The organism is Duganella sacchari, assembly GCF_900143065.1.
Classification (GTDB): domain Bacteria; phylum Pseudomonadota; class Gammaproteobacteria; order Burkholderiales; family Burkholderiaceae_D; genus Rugamonas; species Rugamonas sacchari.
The window spans coordinates 447,420-461,231 of the sequence record NZ_FRCX01000006.1 but is presented as its reverse complement, the minus strand read 5'-3'; the positions used below and the strand labels follow the sequence as shown (position 1 = coordinate 461,231).

The 13,812-nt window shown below is 66.3% G+C and carries 12 protein-coding genes; 6 read left to right on the top strand and 6 right to left on the bottom strand.

Annotated features, from left to right (window positions below; genetic code table 11):
- Positions 1-34: 34 nt before the first annotated feature.
- The 4 genes from BUA36_RS16065 (at position 35) to BUA36_RS16050 (ending at position 3,673) form a co-directional block, all read left to right on the top strand.
- Complete coding sequence (locus BUA36_RS16065) at positions 35-883, top strand: AAA family ATPase (RefSeq protein ID WP_072786145.1); 849 nt, start codon at positions 35-37, stop codon at positions 881-883.
- A complete protein-coding gene (locus tag BUA36_RS16060; RefSeq protein WP_072786144.1) occupies positions 880-1,485 on the top strand; it encodes a GNAT family N-acetyltransferase in 606 nt (201 codons plus the stop codon). The genes BUA36_RS16065 and BUA36_RS16060 overlap by 4 nt, the downstream gene beginning before the upstream one ends.
- 1 nt (position 1,486) lies before the next feature.
- Positions 1,487-2,656, top strand: coding sequence for a vWA domain-containing protein (locus tag BUA36_RS16055; RefSeq protein WP_072786143.1), 1,170 nt, complete (start codon positions 1,487-1,489; stop codon positions 2,654-2,656).
- Between the two features lie 102 nt (positions 2,657-2,758).
- The gene (locus BUA36_RS16050; protein WP_084560185.1) at positions 2,759-3,673 is read left to right on the top strand and encodes a GNAT family N-acetyltransferase; all 915 of its coding nucleotides are present in this window, start codon (positions 2,759-2,761) and stop codon (positions 3,671-3,673) included.
- 7 nt (positions 3,674-3,680) lie between these two features.
- On the opposite strand, the gene kdpE is transcribed toward BUA36_RS16050, so the two are convergent.
- Genes kdpE through kdpF form a run of 6 tightly spaced genes read right to left on the bottom strand, consistent with a single transcriptional unit; the run spans position 3,681 to position 11,884 of the window.
- The gene (gene kdpE, locus BUA36_RS16045) at positions 3,681-4,376 is read right to left on the bottom strand and encodes a two-component system response regulator KdpE (protein WP_072786141.1); all 696 of its coding nucleotides are present in this window, start codon (positions 4,374-4,376) and stop codon (positions 3,681-3,683) included.
- A gap of 1 nt (position 4,377) precedes the next feature.
- Positions 4,378-7,188, bottom strand: coding sequence for a two-component system sensor histidine kinase KdpD (kdpD, locus tag BUA36_RS16040; RefSeq protein ID WP_072786210.1), 2,811 nt, complete (start codon positions 7,186-7,188; stop codon positions 4,378-4,380).
- Between the two features lie 15 nt (positions 7,189-7,203).
- Entirely contained in the window at positions 7,204-7,803 is a 600-nt protein-coding gene (kdpC, locus tag BUA36_RS16035; protein WP_072786140.1) for a potassium-transporting ATPase subunit KdpC, read from the bottom strand.
- A gap of 42 nt (positions 7,804-7,845) precedes the next feature.
- Positions 7,846-9,930, bottom strand: coding sequence for a potassium-transporting ATPase subunit KdpB (gene kdpB, locus BUA36_RS16030; RefSeq protein ID WP_072786139.1), 2,085 nt, complete (start codon positions 9,928-9,930; stop codon positions 7,846-7,848).
- A 33-nt stretch (positions 9,931-9,963) separates the two neighbouring features.
- Positions 9,964-11,793 (bottom strand): potassium-transporting ATPase subunit KdpA, encoded by a 1,830-nt coding sequence (gene kdpA / locus BUA36_RS16025; protein WP_072786138.1) that lies wholly within the window; start codon positions 11,791-11,793, stop codon positions 9,964-9,966.
- 1 nt (position 11,794) lies between these two features.
- Entirely contained in the window at positions 11,795-11,884 is a 90-nt protein-coding gene (gene kdpF, locus BUA36_RS16020) for a K(+)-transporting ATPase subunit F (protein WP_072786137.1), read from the bottom strand.
- A gap of 282 nt (positions 11,885-12,166) precedes the next feature.
- On the opposite strand from kdpF, the gene dapA reads away from it, so the two are divergent.
- The gene (gene dapA, locus BUA36_RS16015; protein WP_084560184.1) at positions 12,167-13,153 is read left to right on the top strand and encodes a 4-hydroxy-tetrahydrodipicolinate synthase; all 987 of its coding nucleotides are present in this window, start codon (positions 12,167-12,169) and stop codon (positions 13,151-13,153) included.
- Complete coding sequence (locus BUA36_RS16010; RefSeq protein WP_072786136.1) at positions 13,150-13,752, top strand: hypothetical protein; 603 nt, start codon at positions 13,150-13,152, stop codon at positions 13,750-13,752. Before dapA ends, BUA36_RS16010 begins: the two co-directional genes overlap by 4 nt.
- The last annotated feature ends 60 nt before the right edge of the window (positions 13,753-13,812 follow it).

The following is a 13,812-nucleotide window of genomic DNA, read 5'->3' as shown; positions in this document are numbered from 1 at the left end:
TACTGTTTGATCTTTTTGACTCCGGATATCCCCCATGCAAGCACGTTTTGAAGGCTCCGACCAGTACGTCGCCACCAATGATCTGAAGCTGGCCGTCAACGCCGCGCTCACGCTGCAGCGCCCGCTGCTGATCAAGGGCGAGCCGGGCACGGGCAAGACCATGCTGGCCGAGGAAGTGGCGGCCGCGCTCAACATGCCGCTGATGCAGTGGCACGTCAAGTCCACCACCAAGGCGCAGCAGGGCCTGTACGAATACGACGCCGTGTCGCGTTTGCGCGACTCCCAGCTCGGCGACGAGCGCGTGCGCGATATCCACAACTACATCGTCAAGGGTGTGCTGTGGCAGGCGTTTACCGCACCCGCGCCGGTGGTGCTGCTTATCGATGAAATCGACAAGGCCGACATCGAGTTCCCGAATGACCTGCTGCGCGAACTGGACCGCATGGAGTTCTACGTCTACGAGACGCGCGAAATGGTGCAGGCCACGCACCGTCCGCTGGTGATCATCACCTCCAACAATGAGAAGGAGCTGCCGGACGCGTTCCTGCGCCGCTGCTTCTTCCACTACATCAAGTTCCCCGACCGCGACACCATGGAGCAGATCGTGCGCGTGCACTATCCGCAGCTGAAACAGGAGCTGCTGGCGCAGGCGCTGCAGACCTTTTATGAGGTGCGCGAGGTGCAGGGCCTCAAGAAGAAGCCGTCCACCTCGGAATTCCTCGACTGGCTCAAGCTGCTCATGGCGGAAGACATTCCGCCCGAGGCGCTGCGCAGCCAGGACCAGAAAGCCATCGTGCCGCCGCTGCACGGCGCGCTGCTCAAGAACGAGCAGGATGTCCACCTGTTCGAGCGCCTGATCAGCATGGTGCGGGCCAACCGATGAGCGCATCGTTCGAAACGCCGCTGCCGCTCACGCTGACGCTGCATGGCGTGCGCCTCGAGCCGCTGGGCCTGCACCACGCGCCCGCGCTGCGCGCTGCTGCGGAAGATGGCGCGCTGTGGCAGTTGCGCGTGACCTCGGTGCCGGAGCCGCACGAGGTGGACGCCTATATCCATAAGGCCATCGCGCAGCGGCCGACCCGGCTGGCCTTTGCCGTGGTGGACGCGGCCAGCGGTGCGCTCATGGGCACGACCAGCTACCACGACATCGTGCCCGCCATCGGCCGGCTCGAGATCGGCTATACCTGGTATGGCAAACGCCACCAGCGCACCCATGTCAACACCACCTGCAAGCTGCTGCTCATGACCCACGCGTTTGAAACGCTGGGCGCGGCGCTGGTGGGCCTGCGCACCGACAATTTCAACCATGCCTCGCAGGCGGCCATCGAGCGCCTGGGCGCGAAAAAGGATGGCGTGCTGCGCCACCACGCGGTGCGCCGCGACGGCACGGTGCGCGATACGGTGATGTACAGCATCACGGCCGGCGAATGGCCGGAGGTCAAGGCCCACCTGCGCGACAAGCTGGCCCGGCACGGAGTGCGCTGACATGCTCATCGATTTTTTCTTCACGCTCAAGGATGCGAAAATCCCGGTCACCATCAAGGAGTTCCTGACCTTGCTGGAGGCGATGCAGCGGCAGGTCATCACCGCCTCGCTGGACGATTTCTATTATCTGGCGCGCCTGACGCTGGTCAAGGACGAGGCCCACTTCGACAAGTTCGACCGCGCGTTTGGCCAGTACTTCAAGGGCATCAACGCGGTGTTTGACGAGCAGGCCAGCATTCCGCTCGACTGGCTGGTGCAGCGCATGAAGCGCGAGCTGACGCCGGAGCAGATCGCGGCACTGGAGAAATTCGGCTACGACAAGCTCATGGACCGGCTGCGTGAACTCATGCAGGAGCAGAAGGAGCGCCATGAGGGCGGCAACCGCTGGATCGGCACCGGCGGCACTTCGCCGTTCGGCCACGGCGGCACCAATCCGGAAGGCATCCGCATCGGCGGCAAGGGCGGCAACCGCAGCGCGGTCAAGGTGTGGGAGGCGCGCAGCTACAAGGATTACGACGGCGAGCGCGAAATCGGCACGCGCAACATCAAGGTGGCGCTGCGCCGCCTGCGCAAGTTTGCACGCCACGGCGCGGCCGAGGAACTGGCGCTCGACGACACCATCCGCGCCACCGCCAGCAATGCCGGCTACCTCGATATCAAGATGCAGCCTGAGCGAAAAAACAACATCAAGGTGCTGATGCTGTTTGACGTCGGCGGCACCATGGACGATCACATCGAACGCACCGAGGAGCTGTTCTCGGCGGCCAAGTCGGAGTTCAAGAACATGGAGTTCTTTTACTTCCATAACTGCGTCTACGACCACCTGTGGAAGAATAACCGGCGCCGCCATGCCGAGCGCTTCCCGGCCTGGGACATCCTGCGCAAATACCCGCCCGACACCAAGCTGATTTTTGTCGGCGATGCCACCATGAGCCCGTACGAAATCCTGCAACCGGGCGGTTCGGTGGAATATAACAATGAGGAGGCCGGCAGCGTGTGGCTGGCGCGCTTCACGGCGGCGTTCCCGAAATTCGTCTGGCTCAATCCGGAACCGGAAGGCCTCTGGCAATACCGGCAGTCGGTGTCCATCATGCGCCAGCTCATGAACAACCGCATGTTCGCGCTGACCATGGATGGCCTGGAACGCGCCATGCGTACCCTGAGCAAATAGAATTTACATAGCAGCAAAAGCCTTATCGATTAGGAAAAACGCGAAACAATTCTATACAAGAATCAAGTTGCAGCTCAGCAGTTCAGCCCTTAGGCTGGCGCCATGTTTCGTCCATTCCTCTCTTCTGCTATGGTGCGGCGGCTGCGGCGCGCAGCTGCGCGCGAGGTCGCCCTATGCGCCACCGGCCTGCTGGCCCTGATCTTTGTGCTCGATATCGGCAGCGGCGCCTCGCTGTCGTTCTCGCCGTTCTATATGCTGCCGGTGGCATTGTGCGCCTGGCGTCTGGGCCGCGGCGCCACGTTGCTGGCGGTGCTGGGCGCGAGCGGCGCGCGCGTGCTGGACTTCTATCTGATGCGCCAGCGCGACGGCGCCGCCATGCTGCTGTACGACCTGCTGCAAAGCGCCGCCTTTTACGGTCTGGCGGCGCTGCTGACATGGCAGGTGCGCGATCTGGTGCAGCGCCTGCTGCGCCACAGCAGCAGCCTGCAGCGCAAGGCCAGGATGGCGCGCCATCGCCACCGGCTGGAAGCCACGATCCGCCGCGCGGTGCTGGCCGACGTGCCGGCCATCGTCCAGCTGACCACGCTGGCCGGCGAGGCCGGCGGCTTTGACGCGGCGGTCACCGACAGCGCGCGCCAGGCCACGCTGGCCGACGCTTTCCGCCAGGGCATCACGGAAGGCGCGGCCATGCGCGAGCTGTGGACCGGCGGCCAGAGCGTGGTGCCGATCGAATTCTGGGTGTCGGAGATGGACGGCGAGCTGGCCGCCTATATGATGGTGCTGGGACTGGATGGCAACAAGGGGCCGGAGCGCGAGCTGCATGCGGTGTCGGTGGCGCCGCGCTTCCGCCAGCGCGGCGTCGGCGCGGCGCTGGTGAACTTTTTCTGCACCCATTACCAGCACCGCAGCCTGGTGGTGGCCTGCCATGCCGGTTCGCTCATGATGCAGATGCTGCAGCGGCGCAGCTTCCAGCCGCTGGGCGACCATCGCGGCTACCAGGTCATGGTGCGCAGCTGAGGCGCGCCTACGGCAGTTGCAGGCGGTAGCCGACTGCAGTTTCCGTGAGCAGGTAGCGTGGCTGGGTCGGGTCGGCTTCGAGCTTGTGGCGCAGGTGGCCCATGTAGATGCGCAGGTAGTGGCCGTTCTCGGCCTGCGACGGTCCCCACACGGCGCGCAGCAGCTGCGGGTTGCTCATCACGCGGCCGGCATTGGCCACCAGCACCGCCAGCAGGCGGTATTCGGTCGGCGTCAGGTGCACATGTTGGCCCGCGCGCGTGACGCGGCGGTGCTGCAGGTCGACCGCGATGTCGCCAAACTGCACCAGGCCCGCGCTGTCGGCGGCCGGCTGGCGCTGGCGGCGCAGTGTGGCGCGCACGCGCGCCAGCAGTTCGCCGGTGCCAAAGGGCTTGGTCAGGTAGTCGTCGGCGCCGGCGTCGAGCGCGCGGATCTTGTCGGCTTCGCTGACGCGCGCCGACAGCACGATCACGGGCACGCTGGACCATTTGCGCAGGTCGGTGAGGAAGTCGATGCCGTCGCCGTCGGGCAGGCCCAGGTCCAGCACGATCAGGTCGGGCTTGCGGGTGCCGGCGTCGATCAGGCCGCGCTGCAGGCCCGGCGCTTCGTGCACCTGCCAGCCCTCTTCTTCCAGCGCGGCGCGCACAAAGCGGCGGATCTGCGGTTCATCTTCGACCAGCAGGGCGGTCGGCGCGGTGTCGTTCATCTTATTCCTCGTCCGGCATGGCCGGTGGTGTGCCCAGCGGCAGCGTGAAGGTGAAGGCGGCGCCGCCCAGCGGCGAGGCCGGGCTGGCGACGCCATGGCCACTGGCGGCGTGGATGCTGCCGCCATGCGCGCTGACGATCGCGCGGCAGATGGCCAGTCCCAGGCCGACGCCGGGCTTGGCCGATTCGCGCTCGCCGCGCGTAAATTTTTCAAACAGCGCTTCTTCGCGGCCGGGCGGCAGGCCCGGGCCGTCATCATAAACCATGACGTTGAGCCAGGCGCCGTGCAGCGCGGCGCTGATTTCAATGCGCGCGCCCGGCGGCGTATATTTGGCGGCGTTTTCCAGCAGGTTGGCCAGCACGCGCTCGATCAGCACGGCGTCGTAGCGCAGCAGCGGCAGGTCGGCCGGCAGGCGGGTGCTGACGCGGTGCTGCTGCAGCGCGGCGCTGCAGGCGCGCAAGGCACTGCCCACCACTTCTTCAAGCGGCTGCCATTGCAGGTTGAACTGCACGTCGCCGCTCTGGATGCGCGCCATGTCAAGCAGGTTGGCCACCATGGTGCTCAGGCGCCGCGCTTCGTCGTGCAGCGCCTGGGCGCTCGCCTGCTGGGCCTCGCTGAGCGCCGGACGCGAGCCGGCCAGCGCTTCGGACAGGCCGACCAGCGAGGTCAGTGGCGTGCGCAGGTCGTGCGACAGCGCCGCCAGCAGCGAGTTGCGCAGGCGTTCGGATTCCATGCTGACCAGCGCGTTCTGCGCCACTTCGATGTAGTGCACGCGCTCAAGCGCGATGGCGGCCAGCGCGGCAAACGTGTCCAGTTGCTGGCGCTGTTCGGGAATCAGGATCCAGCGCCGCTGCTCGGGTTCGATCGCCAGCACGCCGCGCGTGCGCATCGGCGCCACCAGCGGCAGGTAGAAGATGCGGCTGGCCGGCAAGGTGCCGGTGCCCAGGCCGGCAGCTTCGGCGCGGTCGAACGCCCATTGGGCGATGCCGGTGTCCAGCATGGACAGGTGGGTGCGCGCGGTGCTGTCGCTGGGCGCGGGCGCTTGCAGGCGGCCGTCGTCGTCGGGCAGCAGCAGCGTGGCACGGGCACGGAACGCGCGCTGGATGGCACTTTGGGTGGTGTCGAAGATTTGTTCGGTCTGCAGGGCGCCGGACAGTTCGCGCGCAAATTCGTACAGTGCGCGCGAACGGCGTTCGCGCTGCGAGGCGACGCGCGCCTGGAAGCGCAGGCCGGAGGTCAGGTGGCCGGTGATCAGGCCGACCGCCAGCATCACCACAAAGGTGATCACGTACTGGAAATCGCTGACGGCCAGCGTGAAGCGCGGCGGCACGAAGAAGAAGTCGAAGCAGGCGACGCTGACGCAGGTGGCCAGCACCGACGGGCCGCGGCCATAGCGCACGGCCACCAGCACCACCACCAGCAGGAACAGCATGGCGATGTTGGCCAGGTCGAGGTAGGCCAGCAGCGGTGTGGCCGCCAGCGCGGTGGCGATGCTGGCGCCGGCCGCGATCAGGTAGCCGGTGGCCGGGCGGCGCTGGTCGAGCGCCACGCCGGCCAGTTCGGCGCCTGCGCTGCCCAGGCCATCGCTGCTGCCCTGCTCCCGGCCGCCGTGGCCATCGCCGTCGCTGGTGTCAGTGCGGGGCATGGCCGCCTCGTTGCGCGGCACGCCAATTTCAATCAGGTCCAGGTCCGGTGCGAACTGCGCCAGCCGCTTGATGTGCGGCGCGCGCCACGGCCAGGTGCGGTGGCCACGGCCGACCACGAGTTTGGACAGATTGTGGCTGCGCGCGTAGTCAAGCGCCGCCAGCGCGATGTCCTGGCCGGACAGCACGGCGGTGGTGGCGCCCAGTTCTTCGGCCAGCTTGAGCGATTTGAGAATGTGCTCGCGCTGGGCGGCGGGCAGGCGCTGCAGGGCCGGCGTCTCGACGTAGACGGCATGCCAGCCGGTGCCGAGCTGGCCGGCCAGGCGCGCCGTGCTGCGCACCGTGTGTTCGCCGTCCGCGCGCGGCCCCACGCAGGCCAGCAGCGCGGCGCCGGTCTTCCAGATGTCGGCTATCGACTGTTCGACGCGGTAGGCGCGCACGTCGTCTTCGACGCGGTCGGCGGTGCGGCGCAGCGCCAGCTCGCGCAGCGCGATCAGGTTGCCTTTGCGGAAAAAGTTCTTGGCGGCGCGTTCGGCCTGCGGCGCCTGGTACACCTTGCCGCTGCGCAGGCGCGCCAGCAGTTCGTCGGCCGGCACGTCGACCAGCACCACTTCGTCGGCCTGGTCGAACACGGTGTCGGGCACGGTCTCGCCGACGCGGATGCCGGTGATGCCGCCCACCACGTCGTTGAGGCTTTCCAGGTGCTGGACGTTGACGGTGGTGAGCACGTCGATGCCCGCTTCCAGCAGTTCTTCGACGTCCTGCCAGCGCTTGGGGTGGCGCGAGCCGGGCGCGTTGGAGTGCGCCAGTTCGTCCATCAGGATCAATGGCGGCCGGCGTTCCAGTGCGCCATCGAGGTCGAATTCGGCAATGCGCTTGCCGCGGTGCTCGACCGCGCGCAGCGGCAGCAGGTCCAGCCCGGCCAGCATGGCGGCGGTGTCGGCGCGGCCATGGGTTTCCACCACGCCCACCAGCACCGGCTGGCCGCTGTCCTGCAGCTTGCGCGCGGCGGCCAGCATGGCGTAGGTCTTGCCGACGCCGGCCGAGGCGCCAAAGTAGATGCGCAGCTTGCCGCGCGCGGCCTTGCGCTCCTGCGCCTGCACCTGCGCCAGCAGCGCATCGGGATCAGGTCGCGCGGGATCCTGACGGACGGGGTCGGAGGGGAACATGGCCATGCGCGGATTTTACCCTTTCACGTAGGGCTTGGCGCGGTCCAGCGCCAGATTCAGCGCCAGCACGTTGACGCGCGGTTCGCCAAAGAAGCCCAGCCACTGCTGCTGCTGGTGGGCCGCGATCAGGGCGGCGACCTGTTCGGCGCCGAGTTGGCGGACAGCAGCAATGCGGGCGGCCTGGTAGCGCGCCGCGGCCACGCTGATGTCGGGATCGAGGCCGCTGGCCGAGGCGGTGACCAGGTCGATGGGGATGGCGGCGCCGGATGGCACGCCGCTGGCCGTTTCGGCCGCGTGCAGCGCGTCGATGCGGGCTTTGACGGCGTCGATCAGGGCGGGATTGGTCGGCCCCTGGTTGGCGCCGCCCGAGCCGGCGGCGTTGTTGGGCATGGGCGCGGTGGCCGATGGCCGGCCCCAGAAGTACTGCGGCGAGGTGAAGGCCTGGCCGATCAGCGACGAGCCGACCGCCTTGCCGTTGACTTCTACGATGCTGCCGGCCGCTTGCGCGTTAAACGCGGCGCTGCCGATACCGGTCACGGCCAGCGGATACAGTACGCCGCAGACCAGCGTCAGGGCGGCAAAGATGGTGAGGGCGGGACGCAGTTGCGATGCCATGATGGCTCCTTGTAGCGCCCCCGCAGCGCGGGGGCAGATGAGTTAGACGAGATTAAAGGCGGTCAGCAGCAGGTCGATGGCCTTGATGCCGATGAAGGGCAGGATGATGCCGCCCACGCCGTACAGCAGCAGGTTGCGGCGCAGCAGGGCCACGGCGCCGATCGCGCGGTACTGCACGCCCTTGAGCGCCAGCGGGATCAGCACCACGATGATCAGGGCGTTGAAGATCACCGCCGACATGATGGCCGACGCCGGGCTGGCCAGCTGCATGACGTCAAGCGCCTTCAGTTGCGGGAAGGTGCCGACAAACGCGGCCGGGATGATGGCAAAGTATTTGGCGATGTCGTTGGCGATCGAGAACGTGGTCAAGGAGCCGCGCGTCATCAGCATCTGCTTGCCGATTTCGACGATCTCCAGCAGCTTGGTCGGATTCGAGTCCAGGTCGACCATATTGCCCGCTTCCTTGGCGGCCTGGGTGCCGGAGTTCATGGCCACGGCGACGTCGGCCTGGGCCAGCGCCGGAGCGTCGTTGGTGCCGTCGCCGGTCATGGCCACCAGCCGGCCTTCGGCCTGGTAGCTGCGGATCAGTTTGAGCTTGTCTTCGGGCGTAGCTTCGGCCAGGAAGTCGTCCACGCCCGCTTCGGCGGCAATCGCGGCGGCGGTCAGCTTGTTGTCGCCGGTGATCATGACGGTCTTGATGCCCATGCGGCGCAACTCGGCAAAGCGCTCCTTGATGCCGCCCTTGACGATGTCCTTGAGCTCGACCACGCCCATCACGCGCCCGCCATCGACCACCACCAGCGGCGTGCTGCCGCGGCGTGAAATGTCGTCGACCGCGCGCGCGGTGTCGACCGGATAGGGCTGGCCCAGCGACTCGACGTATTTGCGCACAGTGTCGGCTGCGCCCTTGCGGATTTCACGGCCGGCAATATCCACGCCGCTCATGCGCGTCTGCGCGGTGAACGGCACAAACGTGGCGTTCAGCGTGGCCATCTCGCGTTCGCGGATATTGAACTTCTGCTTGGCCAGCACCACGATGCTGCGCCCTTCCGGCGTGTCGTCGGCCAGCGAGGCCAGTTGCGCAACGTCGGCCAGTTGCTGCTCGCTGACGCCGGGCGCCGGCACGAAGGCCGAGGCCTGGCGGTTGCCCAGCGTGATGGTGCCGGTTTTATCCAGCAGCAGCACGTCGACGTCGCCCGCCGCTTCCACCGCGCGGCCCGAGGTGGCAATCACATTGGCCTGCATCATGCGGCTCATGCCAGCCACGCCGATGGCCGACAGCAGGCCGCCGATGGTGGTCGGGATCAGGCAGACCAGCAGCGCGATCAGCACGGTGATGGTGACGGGCGTACCGGCACCGGCGGCAGCCACCGAGAACAGCGAGAACGGCAGCAGCGTCACGGTCACTACCAGGAACACGATGGTCAGCGCCACCAGCAGTATCGTCAGCGCGATTTCGTTGGGCGTCTTCTGGCGCTTGGCGCCTTCCACCATCGAGATCATGCGGTCGAGGAAGGTCTCACCGGGATTGGCCGTGACCTTGACCACCAGCCAGTCCGACAGCACGCGCGTGCCGCCCGTCACCGACGAGAAGTCGCCGCCCGATTCGCGGATCACGGGCGCCGATTCGCCGGTGATGGCGCTTTCGTCGACCGAGGCCACGCCTTCGATGACTTCACCGTCAATCGGGATCACGTCGCCCGCTTCGACCAGGATGTAGTGGCCCTTGCGCAGGTCCAGCGCCGCCTGCGGCAGCCAGGTGGTGCCATGCTTGGGCGTGGCCAGCTTCTTGGCGGTGACGGTTTGCTTGAGGCTGCGCAGCGAGGCTGCCTGCGCCTTGCTGCGGCCTTCGGCCAGCGCTTCGGCGAAGTTCGCAAACAGCACCGTGAACCACAGCCACACCGAGGCGGCGATGATGAAGCCGGCCGGCGCTTCGCCCTGGCCGGTCAGCGCCTGCACCGCCAGCAGTGAGGTGATGATGCTGCCGACATACACCACGAACATCACGGGGCTGCGCAGCTGGGTGCGCGGGTGCAGCTTGCGGAACGAGTCGACGATGGCAGGGACCACCAGCTGCGAGTCGAACATGCGCAGTTTCTGGGCCGGTGGGTTGGTAAAGAGGGTCATCTCTTTTTGCGTTGCTTGTGACATGGTGACTCCTTATTTTGCAAACAGCTGCAAGTGTTCGACGACGGGACCCAGCGCCAGCGCGGGCACGTAATTGAGCACGCCGACCAGTACCACGATGCCGCACAGCAGGCCGATGAACATGCCGCCGTGGGTCGGCATGGTGCCGGCGTTGGCGTCCAGGCGCTGCTTGCCGGCCAGCGAACCGGCAATCGCCAGGATCGGCACGATCATGGCAAAGCGGCCGAACCACATGGCAATCGCCAGCATGGTGTTGTAGAACGGCGTGTTGGCGGACAGGCCGGCAAACGCGCTGCCGTTGTTGTTGGCGGCCGAGGTGAACGCGTACAGGATTTCCGAGAAGCCGTGCGCGCCCGGGTTGGCGATGCCGGCCTTGCCCGCCTCGCACAGCACGGCAATTGCGGTACCGGCCAGCACCAGCGTCGGCGTGACAAGAATGGCAATCGAGGTCATTTTCATTTCATACGACTGGATCTTCTTGCCCAGGTATTCCGGCGTGCGGCCGATCATCAGGCCGGCGATGAACACGGCCAGGATGGCAAATACCAGCATGCCATACAGGCCGGTGCCGACGCCGCCGAAAATCACTTCGCCGAACTGCATGAGCAGCATCGGTATCAGGCCGCCGACCGGGGTCAGCGAGTCGTGCATGGCGTTGACGGCGCCGCACGAGGCAGCGGTGGTGACCGCCGCGAACAGCGACGAAGCGCTGATGCCGAAACGCGTTTCCTTGCCTTCCATGTAGCCGCCCGACTGCAGCGCGCTGGCCGACTGGTCGATGTTCAAGGCCTGCAGGCCCGGGTGGGCAGTCTGTTCGGCGCCCATCAGCACGCAGGTGCAGATCACAAACAGCACCGTCATCGCGCCCAGCACGGCCCAGCCCTGGCGCTGGTCGCCGACCATGCGGCCAAACGCAAAGCACAGCGCGGCCGGGATGAGGAAGATGGCCAGCATCTCGGCAAAGTTGCTGAGCGCCGTAGGATTTTCATACGGGTGCGCCGAGTTGGCGTTGAAGAAGCCGCCGCCATTGGTGCCCAGCATCTTGATGGCTTCCTGCGAGGCCACGGGACCCATGGCGATGTTCTGGGTGGTGGCGGTCAGCGTTTCGGTGACCGGCTCGCCCTTGGCATCCTTGAGCGGCTGGCCATCGGCGCCCACTTTCGGCTGGGTATAGGTGACCGGGTCGATCAGCTGCACGTCCTGATAGGCCGAGAAGTTCTGGATCACGCCCTGGCCCATCAGGAATACCGACAGGATCAGCGACAGCGGCAGCAGCACGTACAGCGTCGAACGCGTGACATCGACCCAGAAATTGCCGATCGACTGCGCCGAGCGCGAGGCAAAGCCGCGGATCAGCGCATAGGCCACGGCAATCCCGGTAGCGGCCGAGAAGAAGTTCTGGCCAGCCAGCACCAGCATCTGGGTCAGGTAGCTCATGGTCTGCTCGCCAGCGTAGCCCTGCCAGTTGGTGTTGGCGACAAAGCTCACGGCGGTGTCAAACGCGGAATCCGGGCTGACATTGGCCATCGCCTGGGGATTCAGGGGCAGCCACAGTTGCACGCGCTGCAGGCCATAGGTGACCAGGGCGCCTATCACGCTAAACAGCAGCAGTGCGAAGGCATAGGACTTCCAGCCCTGGCCGGCGACCTTGCCATCCTGGCCGGCGATGCCGGCGGCGCGGTAGATCAGGCGTTCCACACGGGCCAGCCAGCCGAAGCCGGGCAGCGGGCTGGTACCGGCGTCGCCATTGCCGACGCGGGTCAGCAGGATACCCAGCGGCCAGGCCAGCGCCAGCAGCACGGACAGAAACACGATGAGCAGCACGATCGATTGCGTGGTCATGTTACAGGTCCTCCGCTTTGAGCAGGGCCACCACCAGGTAGACCAGCAGGCCGGCAGCGGCAATCGCGCCGATCACATAGAACGTGTTCATGGCTGGCCTCCCAGCTTGTCGCAACCGGCGGCCATGGCCACGGTCACTGCGTAGAACAGCAGCGTCGCTGCCAAAAATATAAAGTCCATCACACCCTCACAGGTCTTGTTTTGATGCTGTGAAGGTTAGCCAAAAGGGTCTAAAGATTTTGTAAAGACTTGCCGGAGGGGTGTAAACAAAGCGTAAAAATTTATGTTTTCTTTACGCCCGGCGTGCGACTCTTTAGACCATTTTTACGGGCGCAGGGCTACGCTGGTGGCATCGCAACGACGTAGGAACATCATGGACACTTGTTTACACGGCATCTGGGTGCCACTGGTCACGCCCATGCATCACGGCGAGCTGGATCTGTCATTGCTGCAGCGCCTGGCGGACCGCATGATCGCCGACGGCGCCCACGGCCTGGTGGTATGCGGCACCACCGGCGAAGCGCCGCAGCTGGATCTGGCCGAACAGAGCGCCGCGCTGGCGGCCGTGCTGGAGGTCGCGCACAAGCGCTGCCCGGTGCTGATGGGCATAGGCGGCAGCGATACCTTTGCCGCCGCCAGCCGGGTGCTGGAGTTTGACGACGAGGACCTGGCAGGCTATCTGGTTTCAACGCCAGCCTACGTGCGGCCATCGCAGGAAGGCTTGCTGCGCCACTTTGAGACGATTGCCGACGCCACCGCCCGGCCCATCGTGCTGTACAACGTGCCCGCGCGCACCGGTGTCCACCTGGAGCTGGCCACGGCGCGTAGGCTGGCGGAACGCCCGCAGTTTGCCGCCATCAAGGAAGCCGGCGGCAGCCTTCAGCAGATGGCGGATCTGGTGCAGCACACGCCGCTGTCGGTACTGTGCGGCGACGATGTGCTGCTGTTTTCGGCCTTATGCGGCGGTGCACACGGGGCGGTTTCTGCGTCCGCGCACATCCGCACGGATTTGTATGTGCAGCTGTACGATCTGGTACGCGCACAGCGCCTTGCCGAGGCACGTTCCCTGTCGGCGCGCCTGCTGCCCATGATGCAGCTGCTGTTCTCGGAGCCGAATCCGGCGCCCTTGAAAGCGGCTCTGAGCATGCAAGGCTTGCTGCGCGATGAGCTGCGGCTGCCGATGGTGCCCGCTACGGCGGCTTGCAGGGAAAAGCTGGCCGCCGCGCTGGAGGCGCTGGACAGCATTCCGGCTTACCGCACCGAGTCGTCAACGTCAGCGTCATCGGCGTCGGCATCGGCATCGGCGATGTCGGTGGCGGCAGCCCGCTATTCGCTGGCACACGCCATGGCGGCCATATGATCGTCGCCCTCACTGGTGTGGATGGCGACAGCGCGGTCGCCGATCTGGCGGAGGATCTGGCCATGCTGCGCGTGGCTGCGGGCAAACGTGTGCTGCTGGTGGCGCCCAATCCCGGCCCTTACGATGCGCAACTCTACGACGATCTGGTGGTGAACGCGGCGCACCAGGCGGACTGCAGCGCCCCGGCCAGCACGCTAGCCCGCGCCAGCGTGGTGCTGGTGCTGCTGCGCCCGGAGTCGCTGGAACGCGACGACGGCGCCGCCATGCTGGCACGCCTGAAGCGTCTGCAATCCGTGAATCCCTGCGTGCGGATATTGGTGACGGTCGCCCATGGCCGCCGGCCACTAACGGCGCATCAGGCCGGCTGTCTGCTGGTGTTTGTCGCCCAGCTGCCGCAGGCGCGCCTGGCCGATACGCTGGTGCTTGAGGACGGCCACGATACTTATCACTCGCGCCACAGTGAACTGGCGCTGGCAGTCCACAAGCAGGATCGTAAGCTGTGTGCCCCTGAGGTGCGCCACCTGTATCAGGAAGTCTTCCGCCCTCTGCCAGCGGCCGCCTGCGCCAGCGCGCTGTTTCCGCGCGCCTGCCCTTTGTAGGCGGGAGGACATGCATGGGGGGCTTCTTTTTAAGCGGTTTTACTAAAATTGCCTATCCCT